The sequence below is a fragment of the Gordonia sp. PP30 genome (genome assembly GCF_023100845.1).
Taxonomy (GTDB): domain Bacteria; phylum Actinomycetota; class Actinomycetes; order Mycobacteriales; family Mycobacteriaceae; genus Gordonia.
Map to the genome: position 1 here is coordinate 1,711,925 of NZ_CP095864.1, position 15,369 is coordinate 1,727,293.

General features: G+C 70.7%; 15 protein-coding genes. All 15 read right to left on the reverse strand.

Annotated features, from left to right (window positions below):
* Position 1 precedes the first annotated feature (1 nt).
* The gene (nuoK, locus tag MYK68_RS07745; protein WP_247867328.1) at positions 2–301 is read right to left on the reverse strand and encodes an NADH-quinone oxidoreductase subunit NuoK; all 300 of its coding nucleotides are present in this window, start codon (positions 299–301) and stop codon (positions 2–4) included.
* Positions 298–1,209, reverse strand: coding sequence for an NADH-quinone oxidoreductase subunit J (locus MYK68_RS07750; protein WP_247867329.1), 912 nt, complete (start codon positions 1,207–1,209; stop codon positions 298–300). Before MYK68_RS07750 ends, nuoK begins: the two co-directional genes overlap by 4 nt.
* The gene (gene nuoI, locus MYK68_RS07755) at positions 1,206–1,712 is read right to left on the reverse strand and encodes an NADH-quinone oxidoreductase subunit NuoI (protein WP_247867330.1); all 507 of its coding nucleotides are present in this window, start codon (positions 1,710–1,712) and stop codon (positions 1,206–1,208) included. The genes MYK68_RS07750 and nuoI overlap by 4 nt, the downstream gene beginning before the upstream one ends.
* A complete protein-coding gene (gene nuoH, locus MYK68_RS07760; protein WP_247867331.1) occupies positions 1,705–2,988 on the reverse strand; it encodes an NADH-quinone oxidoreductase subunit NuoH in 1,284 nt (427 codons plus the stop codon). The genes nuoI and nuoH overlap by 8 nt, the downstream gene beginning before the upstream one ends.
* Positions 2,985–5,426 carry an NADH-quinone oxidoreductase subunit G gene (locus tag MYK68_RS07765; RefSeq protein ID WP_247867333.1) on the reverse strand — a complete coding sequence of 814 codons (2,442 nt, stop codon included), beginning with the start codon at positions 5,424–5,426 and terminating at the stop codon, positions 2,985–2,987. The genes nuoH and MYK68_RS07765 overlap by 4 nt, the downstream gene beginning before the upstream one ends.
* The gene (gene nuoF / locus MYK68_RS07770) at positions 5,423–6,787 is read right to left on the reverse strand and encodes an NADH-quinone oxidoreductase subunit NuoF (RefSeq protein WP_247867335.1); all 1,365 of its coding nucleotides are present in this window, start codon (positions 6,785–6,787) and stop codon (positions 5,423–5,425) included. Before nuoF ends, MYK68_RS07765 begins: the two co-directional genes overlap by 4 nt.
* Positions 6,784–7,485 carry an NADH-quinone oxidoreductase subunit NuoE gene (gene nuoE, locus MYK68_RS07775; RefSeq protein WP_247867336.1) on the reverse strand — a complete coding sequence of 234 codons (702 nt, stop codon included), beginning with the start codon at positions 7,483–7,485 and terminating at the stop codon, positions 6,784–6,786. The genes nuoF and nuoE overlap by 4 nt, the downstream gene beginning before the upstream one ends.
* Positions 7,482–8,813: an NADH dehydrogenase (quinone) subunit D gene (gene nuoD, locus MYK68_RS07780; protein ID WP_247867338.1), complete on the reverse strand. Its 1,332-nt coding sequence runs from the start codon at positions 8,811–8,813 to the stop codon at positions 7,482–7,484. The genes nuoE and nuoD overlap by 4 nt, the downstream gene beginning before the upstream one ends.
* On the reverse strand, positions 8,813–9,508 hold the full coding sequence (locus MYK68_RS07785) for an NADH-quinone oxidoreductase subunit C (protein WP_247867339.1): 696 nt from the start codon (positions 9,506–9,508) through the stop codon (positions 8,813–8,815). Before MYK68_RS07785 ends, nuoD begins: the two co-directional genes overlap by 1 nt.
* On the reverse strand, positions 9,505–10,059 hold the full coding sequence (locus MYK68_RS07790) for a NuoB/complex I 20 kDa subunit family protein (protein WP_247867341.1): 555 nt from the start codon (positions 10,057–10,059) through the stop codon (positions 9,505–9,507). The genes MYK68_RS07785 and MYK68_RS07790 overlap by 4 nt, the downstream gene beginning before the upstream one ends.
* Before the next feature lie 65 nt (positions 10,060–10,124).
* Complete coding sequence (locus MYK68_RS07795) at positions 10,125–10,487, reverse strand: NADH-quinone oxidoreductase subunit A (protein WP_247867344.1); 363 nt, start codon at positions 10,485–10,487, stop codon at positions 10,125–10,127.
* A 128-nt stretch (positions 10,488–10,615) separates the two neighbouring features.
* A complete protein-coding gene (locus MYK68_RS07800) occupies positions 10,616–11,050 on the reverse strand; it encodes a DNA-binding transcriptional response regulator (RefSeq protein ID WP_247867345.1) in 435 nt (144 codons plus the stop codon).
* Between the two features lie 226 nt (positions 11,051–11,276).
* A complete protein-coding gene (locus tag MYK68_RS07805; protein WP_247867347.1) occupies positions 11,277–11,966 on the reverse strand; it encodes a DUF6319 family protein in 690 nt (229 codons plus the stop codon).
* A gap of 84 nt (positions 11,967–12,050) precedes the next feature.
* The gene (locus MYK68_RS07810; RefSeq protein ID WP_247867349.1) at positions 12,051–14,153 is read right to left on the reverse strand and encodes a sigma factor-like helix-turn-helix DNA-binding protein; all 2,103 of its coding nucleotides are present in this window, start codon (positions 14,151–14,153) and stop codon (positions 12,051–12,053) included.
* Between the two features lie 124 nt (positions 14,154–14,277).
* Positions 14,278–15,321, reverse strand: a complete 1,044-nt coding sequence (locus MYK68_RS07815) for a YihY/virulence factor BrkB family protein (protein ID WP_247867350.1) — start codon at positions 15,319–15,321, stop codon at positions 14,278–14,280.
* Between the last annotated feature and the right edge of the window lie 48 nt (positions 15,322–15,369).

Consider the following 15,369-nt stretch of genomic DNA (forward strand, 5'->3'; position numbering starts at 1 on the left):
GTCACCGCCTCAGCAGATCGGCGTCGTCGACCGAGGCCGACCGGCGGGTGCGGAAGAGCGTCATGATGATCGCGAGGCCGACCACCACCTCGGCGGCGGCGACCACCATCGTGAAGAATGCGATCACCTGCCCGTCCAGGCTGGCGTGCATGCGCGCGAAGGTGACGAAGGCCAGGTTGGCGGCGTTCAGCATCAGTTCCACGCACATGAAGACGACGAGAGCGTTGCGGCGCAGCAGCACCCCGGACGCGCCGATCGCGAAGAGGATCGCCGACAGGTACAGGTAGTTCGCGGGGTTCATCGGCCCTCCTTGATCGGCCGGGTCCGTCCCAACGCTTCCTGAGTCGCCGACGACGTGCCGACCGCTCCCTGAGCCGCCGACGACGTGCCGACCGCCTCCTGAGCCGCCGACGACGTGCCGAACGCTCCCTGAGCCGCCGACGAAGGAGGCGTGTCGAAGGGACCGAGGTCCCGCGGGGTGAGCAGCGCGTTCACCGACAGCGCCGACGGTGAGCCGTCGGGTTCGCGGGCCGGGATGTCGACCGCGTTGTGCCGGGCGAAGACCCCGGGTGGTGGCAGCGGCGTGACGTGGCCGCCGCGGGCGAACCGGGCGATCGACAGCTCGCGCTGACCGCGCTTGGGGCCGAACCGCTGGCGGTGGGCCAGCACCATGGCGCCGAGTGTCGCGGTGATCAGCAGCGCGCCGGTGAGTTCGAACGCCCACAGGTACTTGACGAAGATCAGTTCGGCGAGGGCCCGGATGTTCTCGTTGCCGCCGCCGGGCGCGGTGCCGTGGCTGTAGTCGGGGGCGCCGCGGAACGGCGTGAGGACCGCGGTGCCGAGGGCCGCGACCAGCAGGATCGCGAAACCGATCCCGAGGCCGGCGGCCAGATAGCGCTGCCCCCGGATGGTCTCGACGAGCGAGTCCGACGAGTCCACGCCGATCAGCATCAGCACGAACAGGAACAGCATCATCACCGCGCCGGTGTAGACCACCACCTGCACCACGCCGAGGAACAGCGCACCCTGCAGCACGTAGAACACCGCGAGGATGATCATCGTCATCGCCAGGAAGACCGCCGAATAGACGGCCTTCGGCGACAGGATCACGCCGAGCGCACCGATCACCACGATCACCGCCAGCACCCAGAAGGTGACGGCCTCGCCGGTGGTGGTGCGGGTCAGTTCCGCCGCGAGTACGGCGGTCATCCGGTGACCTCGCCGCGGTAGTAGTTCTCCGGCCGCGTGCCGGGCTCCATGTCGTGCGGCGGGGGCGTCATGCCGTCTTCCAGCGGCGCCAGCAGCTGATCCTTCTCGTAGATCAGGCCGGCGCGGCTGGGGCCGGCGAGTTCGTAGTCGCCGGTCATGGTGAGCGCACGCGTCGGGCAGGCTTCGATGCACAGGCCGCAGCCGATGCAGCGCAGGTAGTTGATCTGGTAGACGCGGCCGTAGCGCTCGCCGGGGGAGTAGCGCTCCTCGTCGGTGTTGTCGGCGCCCTCGACCAGGATGGCGTCGGCCGGGCACGCCCACGCACACAGCTCGCAGCCTATGCATTTCTCCAGCCCGTCCGGATAGCGATTCAGCTGGTGGCGGCCGTGGTAGCGAGGGGCGGGCGGTTCCTTCTGCTCCGGATACTGCTCGGTGATCGGGGCGCGGAACATGCCGGCGAACGTGGAGGCGAAGCCGGCGACGGCATCGGGCATGTCAGGCATCGGCGGACTCCTTCGGCAGAACCTGGCCGGGCAGTGGCGGTACCGGGAAGCCCCCGGCGAACGGATCGAAGGGCTTGTCGTGGGCGCCTTCCGGGCCGGTCGAAGCGGCAGACGAATCGATCGACCGACCTCCCACCACCGCGAACACCGCCTTGAGCAGCGCTGCGGTCACGACCAGTCCGGCGGCGGCGTAGATCAGGCCGGCGCTCCACGCGGCCCAGCCGCGGGTGGCCTCGGTGATCACCGCGACCACCAGCACCCAGGCGAGGGCGAACGGGATCAGCACCTTCCAGCCGAGCGTCATGAACTGGTCGTAGCGCAGGCGCGGGAGCGTGGTCCGCAGCCAGATGAACACGAACAGGAACACCCACACCTTGATCACGAACCACAGCAGCGGCCACCATCCGCTGTTCGCGCCGGACCACAGGCTCACCGGCCACGGCACCTGCCAGCCGCCGAGGAACAGCGTCGCGGCCAGCGCCGACACCGTCGCCATGTTGATGTACTCGGCCAGCATGAACATCGCGAACTTCAGCGACGAGTACTCGGTGTGGAAGCCGCCGACCAACTCGCCCTCGGCCTCGGGCAGGTCGAACGGGGCGCGGTTGGTTTCGCCGACCATCGAGATCGCGTAGATCACGAACGACGGCAGCAGCACCAGTACGTACCAGCGCCCGGACTGCCCGGCGACGATCCCGGACGTCGACATGGTGGCCGACAGCAGGAAGACCGCGGCGAAGGTCAGGCCCATCGCGATCTCATACGAGATCACCTGCGCCGTCGACCGCAGGCCGCCGAGCAGCGGATAGGTCGACGACGACGCCCAGCCCGCCAGCACGATGCCGTACACCCCGATTGAGGTGACGGCCAGGATGTAGAGCACGCCGACCGGTAGGTCGGTCAGCTGCAGCGGGGTCTGGTGACCGAACACCGAGACCATCGGCCCCATCGGGATCACCGCGAACGCCATGATCGCCGGCACCACCGAGATGATCGGTGCCAGTACGTACAGCACCTTGTCGACGCCGATCGGGGTGAGACCCTCCTTCAGGGCGAGCTTCACGCCGTCGGCCAGGCTTTGCAGCGCACCGTGCCAGCCGACCCGGTTCGGCCCGAGCCGCCGCTGCATGCGGGCCATCACCTTGCGCTCGGCGAGGATCGCGACCAGCACCGTCACCACCAGGAACGCGAAGATCGCGACGGCCTTGACGAGCATCAGCCACCACGGATCGCGCCCGAAGTCGGCGAGCGTGGGGAACCGGGCTGGCGCGGTCATCGGCCGCTCCGCACGATCACCCGATCGCCGGGCGAGGCCGCCAGCCGGGCGTGCAGTCCCTGACCGGGCGCGTTCATCGGAACCCAGATCACGTCGTCGGGCATGTCGGTGACCGCCAGCGGCAGGGTCAGCTCGCCGCGCCGCGTGGCGACGGTCACCGGGTCGCCGTCGCCGATGCCGAGCCGCTCCGCCGCCGCGGCGGCGAGGCGCACGACCGGGCGGCGTGCGGTCTGCGCGAGGTAGGGCTCGCCGTCCTGAAGACGGCCGTCATCGAGGAGCATCCGCCAGGACGCGAGAGTGAACTCGTGACCGGGGGCCGTTTCGACACGGGCGGGCTGCTCAGTAGCCCGCCCCGCCGGACGAGCCGTTAGGCGAGTCCGAGTCGAAACGCCCGTCTCGAACGACGCGCGCTCGCCGTCCCACGGCCCGATGCGCGCGAACTCGCGATGAATCGCGTCGGCGCTGTCGCAGGTCAGGTCCGCCCCGAGTTCGGCGGCCAGCAGGTGGAGCACGCGGTGGTCGGACAGCGGGAGGGTGCCGCGGTCGGGCGGCGGGAGAGCGGTGGAGAACGGCCGCGGACGACCCTCCCAGTCCACGAAGGTGCCGGTCTTCTCGGCGACCGCGGCCACCGGGAAGACGACGTCGGCGTACTCGGTCACCGCGGAGGGACGCTGCTCCAGGCTCACCACGAACGACCGGGCGAACGCGTCGCGGGCGGCCGCCGGGTCGGGCAGGTCGCCGGGGTCCACCGCACCGGTCAGCACCGCGCCGAGGTCGCCGTTCGCGAGGGCCGCGAGCATTCCGGCGGTGTCCCGGCCGGGGACCTCGCTGGGTACCGTGCCCCAGACCTGCCCGAGGTCGCGGCGGGCGGTCGCCGACGATACCGGCCGGCCCGCGGGCAGCAGATTCGGTGCGGCTCCGACGTCCAGGCCGCCGCGCTCGCCGGCGCGCCGGGGGATCCAGGCCAGCCGCGCGCCGGTGCCGTCGGCGACGGCGGCCGCGGCGGTGAGGGCGCCGGGTGCGGCGGCGAGTCGTTCACCGGTCAGCAGTACCGCCCCCGGCGTGGCGAGTAGCTCGGCCACCTCCGGCGACGCCAGCGCGTCGGCCTCGGCCCCGGGGACGCACGAGATCAGGTCCGCGGACAGCTTCGCCGATCCGGGACTGCGCCAGGAGGCGATGGTCACGACGCGGCAGTGATGGCGGCGCACCGCCTTCCGCAGCCTCAGGAAGACGGCCGCGCTCTCCTCCTCCGGTTCCAGTCCGGCCAGGACCACCACCGGTGCCTTCTCCAATTCGGCGTAGGTCACCCCGATTCCGGTACCGGCGACGCGCGCCGCCAGGAACGCGGTCTCCTCCGCCGAGTGATCCCGCACCCGCATGTCGACGTCGTTGGTGCCGAGCACCACGCGGGCGAACTTGCCGTAGGCGTAGGCGTCCTCGACCGTCGCCCGTCCACCGAGCAGCACCCCGGCCGGTGTTCCGGACAGGCCGCGGGCGGCGACGGCCAGCGCGTGCGGCCACGACGCCGGCGCGAGCACGCCGTCGTCGCCGCGGACCAGCGGGACGGTGAGCCGGTCGGGGAGCTGGGCGTAGGCGAACGCCCAGCGGCCCTTGTCGCAGTTCCACTCCTCGTTGACCTCGGGATCGTCACCGGCCAGGCGGCGCAGCACCTTCCCGCGCCTGTGATCGGTGCGCAGCGCGCACCCGCCCGCGCAGTGTTCGCAGACGCTCGGTGACGAGATCAGGTCGAAGGGCCGCGCGCGGAAGCGGTACGCGGCACCGGTCAGGGCGCCCACCGGGCAGATCTGCACCGTGTTGCCCGAGAAATACGATTCGAAAGGCTCCTCCGAATAGGCGGATACCTGCTGCAGCGCACCGCGATCGGCGAGCTCGATCAGCGGATCCCCGGCGATCTCGGTGGAGAACCGGGTGCACCGGGCACACAGGACACACCGCTCCCGGTCGAGCAGCACCTCCGGCGACAGCGCCACCGGCTTGGTGTAGGTGCGCTTGACGCCGTCGAACCTCGACGTGGGCCGGCCCGCCGACATGGCCTGGTTCTGCAGCGGGCACTCGCCGCCCTTGTCACAGGTCGGGCAGTCGAGCGGGTGATTGATGAGCAGGAGTTCCATCACGCCGCTCTGCGCGCGGGCCGCGTCGGCCGAGGTGTGCTGGGTACGGACCACCATCTGATCGGTCGCCGTGATGGTGCACGATGCCATCGGTTTGCGCTGTCCCTCCACCTCGACCAGGCATTGCCGGCAGGCCCCGGCGGGCGGCAGCAGCGGGTGATCGCAGAAGCGGGGGATCTCGACGCCGATCAGTTCGGCGGCGCGGATCACCAGGGTGCCCTTGGGGACGGTCACCTCGACGCCGTCGATGGTGAGGGTCACCGTGTTCTCGTCGACCGCGGGGGCCGCGGGTTCTGCGGCGGTCATGATCTCGACTCCGCTCGATCGGCGTGGAACACGGTGGACTTCGACGGGTCGAAGGGGCAGCCGCCCGGGTGGCCGTCGTGGGGGAAGTGCGCGAGGTATTCGTCGCGGAAGTACTTCAGCGAGCTGAGGATCGGGCTGCCCGCGGCGTCACCGAGGGCGCAGAAGCTCTTTCCGACGACGCTGTCGGTGATGTCGGTCAGCGTGGTCAGATCCTCCTCGGTGGCGTCGCCGGATTCGAGCCGCCGCATCAGCTGCACCAGCCAGTAGGTGCCCTCGCGGCACGGGGTGCATTTGCCGCACGACTCGTGCGCGTAGAACTCGGTCCACCGGGTGACGGCGCGGACCACGCACGTCGTCTCGTCGAAGATCTGCAGGGCCTTGGTGCCGAGCATCGATCCGGCCTCGGCGACTCCCTCGTAGTCGAGGGGGACGTCGAGGTGTTCCGGGGTGAAGATCGGCGTCGACGATCCGCCCGGCGTCCAGAACTTCAGCGTGTGCCCGGCGCGGACCCCGCCCGCGCGTTCCAGGAGTTCACGGAGGGTGATCCCCAGCGGTGCCTCGTACTGCCCGGGCCGGGCGACGTGCCCGGACAGCGAGTACAGCGTGAAGCCGGGGGAGCGCTCGGTGCCCATCGACCGGAACCAGTCGGTGCCGTTGCGCAGGATCGACGGCACCGACGCGATCGACTCGACGTTGTTGACGACGGTCGGGCTCGCGTACAGCCCGGCGACGGCGGGGAACGGCGGCCGCAGCCGCGGCTGGCCGCGGCGGCCCTCCAGCGAGTCGAGCAGTGCGGTCTCCTCACCGCAGATGTAGGCGCCGGCACCGGCGTGCACCACCAGGTCGAGGTCCAGATTCGAGCCGAGCACCCGGCGCCCGAGCAGACCGGCCGCGTACGCTTCGTCGACCGCCTCGCGCAGCCGCCGGATCACCGGGGCCACCTCACCGCGGACGTAGATGAACGCGTGCCGTGCGCGGATCGCGTAGGCGGCGATCGCGACGCCCTCGATCAGGGTGTGCGGGGACGCCAGCATCAGCGGCATGTCCTTGCAGGTGCCGGGCTCGGACTCGTCGGCGTTGACCACCAGATAGTGGGCGTCGGACGTGTCGCGCTCACCCTGCGGGATGAAGCTCCACTTCATCCCGACCGGGAAGCCCGCGCCGCCGCGGCCACGCAGCCCGGAGGCCTTCACCAGCTCGATCACGTCGTCCGGGGCCATCGCGAGGGCCGCCTTCAGCCCCGTGTAGCCGCCGCGACGCAGATAGCTCGCGAGCGTCCACGACTGTCGATCGGACCAGAAACGGGACAGCACGGGGGCCTGCGCGGGCTCACCCCCGGCGGGCAGGTCGACGGTGATCATCGCTCGTCCCCTTCGATAGGCTCAGGGGGTGGGGACGAAGGCTCAGCGGGCTGGCTGGGCGGGGCGCCGGCGAGGAGCCGCTCGTTCTCCCGGAAGGTGCACAGTGAATCCGCGCCGCGGCTGGGGCACACCGGCCTCCCGGCGCGCAGGTCGTCGACCAGCGCGGCCGCGGACTCCGGGGTCTGGTCGTCGAAGAACTCCCAGTTGACCATCACCACCGGCGCGAAGTCGCAGGCGGCGTTGCATTCGACGCGCTGCAGGGTCACCGCGCCGTCGTCCGTCGTCTCGCCGGGTGCGACGCCGAGCCGGTCGGTGAGTTCGGCGAGGATCGCGTCGCCACCCATCACCGCGCACAGCGTCGTCGTGCAGACACCGACCAGATGGGTGCCGGTGGGCGTGCGCCGGTACATCGAGTAGAAGGTCGCGACCGACGCGACCTGGGCGGGGGTGAGCTCGAGCAGGTCGGCGCAGAACCGGACGCCGGCGCGCGTGACGTAGCCGTCGTGCGCCTGGACCAGGTGCAGCAGCGGCAGCAGCGCGGACCGCGCCTGCGGGTACCGGGCGATGATCGGGGCGGCGTCGGCGCGCAGCGCGGCCTCGTCGCCGGGCGAATACCGCTCCGGGCCGGTGAACTCGATCGGCGGTTGCGGCGTCCCGGTGCGGAACGGCGTGAGTCCGAGCAGGACGGGATCGGTCATCGGTCCACCCCTCCCATCACGGGATCGATACTGGCCACGGCGGTGATCACGTCGGCCACCAGACCGCCTTCGCACATCGCCGCCACGGCCTGCAGATTGGTGAACGACGGATCGCGGAAGTGCACCCGATACGGGCGAGTGCCGCCGTCGGAGACCACGTGCACGCCGAGTTCGCCGCGCGGCGCCTCGATCGCGGTGTAGCTCTGCCCGGCCGGCACGCGCATGCCCTCGGTGACGAGCTTGAAGTGATGGATCAGCGACTCCATCGAGACCCCCATGATCTCGGCGATGTGGGCCGGCGAGTTGCCCAGCCCGTCGGGGCCGACGGCCAGATCGGCCGGCCAGGCCAGACCGGCGTCGGCCACCATCACCGGGCCCGGTTCCAGCGCGTCGAGCACCTGCCGGACGATCCTGATGGACTCGTACATCTCCCGCACCCGGATCAGGTAGCGCCCGTACGAGTCGCAGCCGTCGTCGGTGACGACGTCGAACTCGTAGTTCTGGTAGCCGCAGTAGGGGGCCGCGCGGCGCAGGTCGTGCGGGAGTCCGGTGGACCGCAGGACCGGCCCGGTGATGCCGAGCGCCATGCAGCCGGTGAGATCGAGGTAGCCGACGCCCTGTGTGCGGGCCTTCCAGATGTGGTTCTCGGTGAGAAGGGCCTCCACCTCGGCGATCTCGCGCGGCAGCGCGTCGAGCACCTCGGCGATGTGCTGCTCGCAGCCCTCGGGCAGATCGGCGGCCACCCCGCCCGGCCGGATGAAGGCGTGATTCATCCGCAGGCCGGTGATCTCCTCGAACAGGTCGAGAATGGTCTCCCGTGCGCCGAAACCGAGGAACATCGGCGTCACCGCGCCGAGTTCCATCCCGCCGGTCGCGAGGGCGACCAGGTGGGAACTGATCCGATTGAGTTCCATCAGCAGCACCCGGATCGCGCTGGCGCGGGCCGGGATCTGATCGGTGATGCCGAGCAGCTTCTCGACGCCGAGACAGTAGGCGGTCTCGTTGAAGAACGGCGAGAGATAGTCCATCCGGGTCACGAAGGCGACGCCCTGGGTCCAGGTGCGGAACTCCAGATTCTTCTCGATCCCGGTGTGCAGGTAGCCGATGCCGCAGCGGGCCTCGGTGACGGTCTCGCCCTCGATCTCCAGGATCAGCCGCAGCACGCCGTGTGTGGACGGATGCTGCGGGCCCATGTTCACGACGATCCGCTCGTCGGGCGAACCCCCGTCGGCCTCACGGCGCTCGGCGAGGGTCGCGACCAGGTCGTCCCAGTCGCGGCCGGCGACGGTGAACTCCTGCTCCTTGAGCTTGTCGAAAGGAACGCGCATCAGCGGTAACTCCTGCGCTGGTCCGGCGGCGGTACGGTGGCGCCCTTGTACTCCACCGGGATGCCGCCGAGCGGATAGTCCTTGCGCTGCGGGTGCCCCTCCCAGTCGTCGGGCATCTCGATCCTGGTCAGCGACGGATGACCCTCGAACACGATCCCGAAGAAGTCGTAGGTCTCGCGTTCGTGCCAGTCGTCGGTCGGGTACACCGCGACCAGGCTGGGCAGCCGCGGGTCGGCGTCCGGGGCGGTGGTCTCCAGCCGCAGCAGCCGGTTGTGGGTGATCGAGCGCAGCGGATACACCGCGTGCAGTTCGCGGCCGGTCTCGTCCGGGTAGTGCACGCCGTTCACGCCGAGGCACAGCTCGAAGCGCAGCGCTTCGTCGTCGCGCAGGGTGGCGGCGACGGGCAGGAGTGCGCGCCGATCGACCATCACGGTCAGTTCCCCGCGGTCGACGATCACCTTCTCGATCGCCTGCTCCGGGTCGATGCCCCGCACGGTCAGTCCCTCGATCAGCGCGTCGACGGCCTCGTCGAACCAGCCGCCGTAGGGCCGCTCCGCGGCGCCGGGCAGCACGATCGGTGTCACCAGCCCGCCGAAGCCGGAGGTGTCGCCGCTGCCGGCCGGACCGAAGAGGCCGCGCGCCACTCCGATCACCTCGCCGCCGTGGCGGCCGCCGGGGGTCAGTTCGCCGGTCATCGCAGCAGCCCCCGCAGCTCGATGGTGGCCGGTGCCGACAGAGCCGCGCGCTCGGCGGCACGCACCGCCTCCTCGCGGTGCACGCCCAGCGGCTCGGCGGCGATCTGCTCGTGCAGCGCCAGGATCGCGTTCATCAGCATCTCCGGCCGCGGCGGGCAGCCGGGAAGGTAGATGTCGACGGGCACCACGTGGTCGACGCCCTGGACGATCGCGTAGTTGTTGAACATGCCGCCGGACGACGCGCAGACGCCCATCGCGAGCACCCACTTCGGTTCGGCCATCTGGTCGTAGATCTGGCGCAGCACCGGCGCCATCTTCTGGCTCACCCGTCCGGCCACGATCATCAGATCGGCCTGGCGGGGCGAGGCGCGGAAGGCCTCCATCCCGAAACGGGCGAGGTCGTAGCGGCCGGACGTGGTCGCCATCATCTCGATGGCACAGCAGGCGAGCCCGAAGGTGGCCGGCCACAGCGATCCCTTGCGCATGTAGCCGGCGAGTTTCTCGACGGTGCTCAGCAGAAATCCGCCGGGCAACTGCTCTTCGATCCCCATCGGTGGGGGCTCCCTTCCGTATCGATCGTGCGAGGGCTGTTCGTGATCGACTCACCGCGTGCGTGTCAGTCCCAGCTCAGCCCTCCGCGGCGCCACTCGTAGGCGTAGGCGACCGAGACGTTGACGATGAACAGGGCGACGGCGATCAGCCCGAACCAGCCGAGGCTGTCGGCGGCGACCGCCCACGGGTAGAGGAAGACGATCTCGATGTCGAAGATGATGAACAGCATCGCCGTCAGGTAGTACTTCACCGGGAACCGCTGCACCAGGCCGGCCGTGGGCGGAAGGGGTTCTATGCCGCATTCGTACGCTTCGAGCTTCGCGCGGTTGCGGCGGCGCGGTCCGACGATCGACGCGATCACCACCGAGACCACGGCGAAGGCGAGTGCGATGCCGCCGAGGACCAGAATCGGCGCGTACGCGTTCACCTGCCTCAGCCTCCTTGTGCTGCAAGGTCTTTCGCTCCGGTCTGGGGTGACGGGGAGGAGCGATGGCCACCCTTGTGATGTAAAACACACACTAGTCACGGGTGGCGCCGCCGTGGGGGATTCTCCGGCTATTGCGTGGTGGCGCGCCGCGACAGGAGGCCGGTGACGATGCGGGGGAGTTCGATCGGGTCGACGGGCGACGACGCGCTCGCATCGGCGCGCGACCAATCGGCCAGCCACCGGTCCGCGGCCCGCGCGATCAGCACCAGCAGCGGCGGGCACGGCGAGTATTCGTCGCGCAGTTGCTTGGCGAGCCCGAGGCCGCCCACGGGCGCGGCCTCGCCGTCGAGGATCGCCAGATCGACGGTCCCGGTGTCGAACTCGCGCAGCACCATCGGCGCGGTCGCGACTTCCACGTACTCGAGTTCGGGCAGGTCGGGATGCAGCCGGGTGCCGAGGGCCGTCCGCACCTGCTGCCGGGTCCCGGCGTCGTCGGAATACACCAGGACGCGGACGACGACGCCGTCGCCACGCGGATCGGAAGAACCGTTGCGCGGGCTCATGTTTCCCGACCCTAGTGACGTCGAGACGCGGCCGGGGTCGTTTCGGTGCGACGTTCCCGATCGGGTCGCTTGCCTTCGGCACGGTCTCGCCCGGCACGCCGGCTGAGCCGCCCCGGCGAACGAAGTGAGTCCGGGGCGAGTCGACCCTTCGACCGCGTATCTCCGCTTCGCTCCGCCACGCATGCTCAGGACCCGCCAAGCCCCTGAATGGATGCTGGCGGAACGATCAGGGCTGCGGTTGGTCCAGGGCGGCGAGGGCCCGGCGGGCGGCCTCGAGTTCTCGGCTGAGTTCTTCCACGCGGCGCTGAGCCTCCTCGCGGGCGGCGTGCAGCAGTGCGGTGACCGCACCCGCGGCGGTCTCGTCGCCGAGTTCGCGGACGGCGGCATCCACCGCTTCGGGGGCCAGCGGCCGGGAACGCTGAGGCTTGCGCGCTCCGCGCGTCACCAGGACCGACCACTCGTTCTCGGGTGAGCCGTAGATCGTGACGGTCACCGACTTGACCGACGACGCCCGGGCCGCGGCGCGTTTGGCGGCGGGAGCCCGCTTCGGCGAGGTCGGTGTGGCCGGCGAGGCCGGAGCTTTCGGCTCCGGCGCCGGGGCGGGTGCGGTGGCGGGCGCCGCCGCGGTCTTCGCTGTCCGCCGCGGCTTCGTCGGCGGGGGTTCGGGGGCGTTCTTCGTCATCCGGAGTTCCTCGGCCTCGTAGGGGAGTTCGTCGTCCACGCCGCGGGGCCGGACCACGACGGTGGTGCCGTCCACCGAGATCACCCGCGCGGAGGCGCCGGGCGCCAGGCCCAGGCTCGGTGTGCCTTCGCGCAGGTACACGGTGGCGCGGCGGCCTTCGGCGACGGCCACGGCCAGGGCGGACAGATTCTCGGCAGTCAGCGAGTCGGCGGCCGGGCGGCGTCGCGGGGGCATGGCCGGTCCTCTCTGTCGGGGCAGGTCATCGGGATCGTCGAGAACACATGATACCGAACTGATGTGCGAAAGACGAGACTCGGGTCACGGCCGATCGGTGCCGGTCAGCAGGGCGGCGATGTCGGTCTCGCCGCGCGCGGCGTAGGCCTCGGCGACCGCTGCCGCGGCGGTGTCCGGGGGCAGCCCGGCGGCGACGGCGAGCGCGGCGAGGGCGACCGCGGCGTCGTCGGTGGCCGGGGCGCCGATCCGGGCGAGGGCGTCGTGCATCGGGTCCGTCGCCGCGCGGACCGGCTCCACCTCGAAGCGGCCGTCGTCGGTGAAGACGAGCAGCATCTCGGCGGATTCGTCCAGGCCGAGGGTGGTGACGAAACGGCGGACGCTGCCGATGGTCGGTTGCAGCGCGGTCCACGACACCGACTGCTCGCCGTCGGCGGAGTCGAGGTGCCGGACCTCGCCGTGCGCAAGACCCAACGCCGTCGCCATCGCGACCGGCAGCGGAGCGCCGCTGCCGCGCAGGTGTTCGCGATTCACCGCGACCCGCAGTTTCCAGGCGTCGCCCACGCGATACAGCGACCGGGTCTGCGCGGGCGACTTCCGCGGCGCCGCGGCATCCGCGGCGGCCGTGACGATGCCCGCCTCCGTGCGGAACGGCGGGGCGGCGGCGTAGGCGACGATCGACGCCGCCTTCACGTCGTAGGCGACGGCGAGGGCGTCGACCAGGTCGGCGAGGGGTGCGCTGCCACCGGATTCGGTGAGCCGCCGGGCGATGGCGACCCGGATACTCTCGTATCCGTCGCCGCCCCACTCGCTCAGGCCCCACTGCGTGCGGCTGACGCGCTGGAAGCGATCGTCGCCGGTCATCTGGTTCACCAGCGAGCGGACCGACCGCTCGACATGGAATTCGGCGACCAGTTCCTCGGGGGTCATCGGCGCGGCGTGGATCCGCAGGATCGCGGCGGCGTAGTCCTCCACCGACGACGTCCGCGTCAGGATGTGGCCGCGGTACACCGCGTAGCCGGCCGCGCCCGCCCAGTCGGCGTACCACGACGGGGTGGGGGTCCCGGCCGCGCCGGTCACCGCGTCGAGCGCATCGAGCCGGACGACGCCGTACCGATCGGCGTGTTCCTCGAGGATCGTCCGGGTCGTCTCCCGCGCGGCGTCGAGCGTCGGGGTGGCGGCCCAGCCGTCGTCGATCTGGAAGGGCACACCGATCCCGGTGAGCACCCGCCACAGCGGCGCCCCGGTGACCGGGACCGTCTCGCCGATCGCCGGCAGGGTGGCGAGGAGCTCGTCGAGCGGGCGGACGGTGCCGATGGCGCGCAGCGCCGCGGCCAGCATGAACTGCGCTTCGGTGCTGTTCTCCATCCAGTCGTACAGCTCATCGAGGGCGCGGGCCTCGTACTGCCGCACGCGTTCCCGGGAGACGCCGAAGCGTTCGCCGAGCGACTCCAGCCGGATGCGCGGCCGGGTCAGGCGGCGCTCGGCGAACACCACGCGATCGCGTTCGGCGAGTTCGCCGATGCGCGTGTCGAGCTGGGCGGCGACGCCCTCGGGTTGGTCGCCGGTGAGCGCGAGGTCGTCGCCGGTCAGCTGATCGAGACGGCGCCGGGCGTCGTGCACGATGGTCGGCGCGTGGTCGGGCAAGCTCGCCAGCAGGGGCGTGCGCCGCTGTCCGGCCACCACGTGCCAGCGGGCGATGATTGCCAGGTCGTCGAGCAGAGCGGCGACCGGGTCGTCCGGGCCGGTGGAGGGCCGTCCGGCGGCCTCGACCGACAGGTCAACCAGCTTGCTGAGTAGCGGTGTCACCGAACCGGTTCCCATGCCCCGGCTGTCGAGAATCTCGGCGGCGGTGACCGGCCGGATCCGGTCGGTGGTAAAGATCGATGACGACAGCAGCCAATTGGCCGCGCGGGTCGGCAGGTCGGGATCGGGGATCAGGTCCACGCCGCCGGGCAGCAACGGCAGCAGGTCGCCCAGCGCGACCTCCGGCAGCGTCTCGATGATCAGAACAGCGATGAGGTCGCTGTGCGCCCGCCGGACTTGGCCGTCGGCGATGGTGGGGTCGTCGTCGATCCAGAAGAACTCAGGGTCGGTGCCGCGGCTGGCCAGCCACGGTGCGAGGTCGGACCACGTCGCCGCATTCGGCTCCCCAGCGGGGGAACCGGCGGCGGGGGAGTCCGTGCGCATACCGATCAGTATTCTCCACCGGCGGGTCGTCGGACGGGAAGCCTGGCTGTTCCGTGTCGCCGCCGGGTCCGACGACGTTGGTGACGAGACGCGCGTCCGGGCCGATCGGCGCTGGTCGGCGCCGCTATCGCTCCGGGGGCCGAGTGCTTAGCGGGCTCGTGGGCTGGTCGGCGGTGCCGCGCTCCGGCTCATTGCTCGGGTGCTCGCGAGGGTTGTCGAACGCAACGTCGATGATCTCGAAGCCCTTGGCACGTTGGGCCTGCGCCGATCGGGTGTAGGCGCGGATGTCTCCGCGCTGCAGGTCGACGGCGTCGGTGAACTCGGTGAGCACGGCGCGCGGATACAGCTTGTCCACGCGGACCGCGTTGATCTCCAAGGAGAACACCAGCAGGATCGCCGCGAGGTAGATGAACGCCAGCAGTCCGAGCACCACCGCGAAGACCCCGTTGATCTGCTGCGTGCGGGCGATGACGCGTTCGATGTAGACCCCGCCGAAATGCTGCAGTACCTGCCAGCCGATCGCCGCGACCACGGCGCCGGGTAGCACGTCGGTCACGGTGAGCGTGCGTGCGGTGCCGAATCGAAATGCGAAGACGAAGAGGATCAGCATCAGCAGCGCGGAGCCGATCTGAGTGAGCAGTGAGCCGACGTCGCCGCCGACGCGCAGCGCGGTTACGGCGATGCTCACGCCCACCAGCAGTACCAGGGTCAGCCCGACTGTGAAGAGCAGAACGAAGCCGCGCACGCGGACGAGGATCGGGTTGGGGCGGCAGTTGCGCGGTACCGTCCACACCACGTTCATGGCGTTCTGCGAGGCCACGGCGACGCCGAGCCCACCATAGAGGGCGCCGGCCAGGCCGATGATCACGGCGACGGGGCCCCCGCTGAGCGCAGACGGATCGCTCAGTTGCTCACCGACCACGGGGATCTGCTCCAGCACCGAGCTGACGATTCGATCGCGCAGGCCTTCGTTGTGCTCGAGGAGCATACCGAGGACGGTCGTGAACACCAGGAGTAGCGGGAACAGCGAGACGAACCCGTAGTAGGTGATGAGGGCGGCCAGGTAGCCGCCCTGATCGTCGAAAAACTTGTACAGGACGGCCAGCGGGTACCCGGCCTTAGGGTGCCGGCGCTGGAAGTCGTCGAGACGGGCGGTGATGGTCGCCATCGATCAACCCCTCCAACGATGAACGTTTCCCACGAGTGGAAGCGTAGG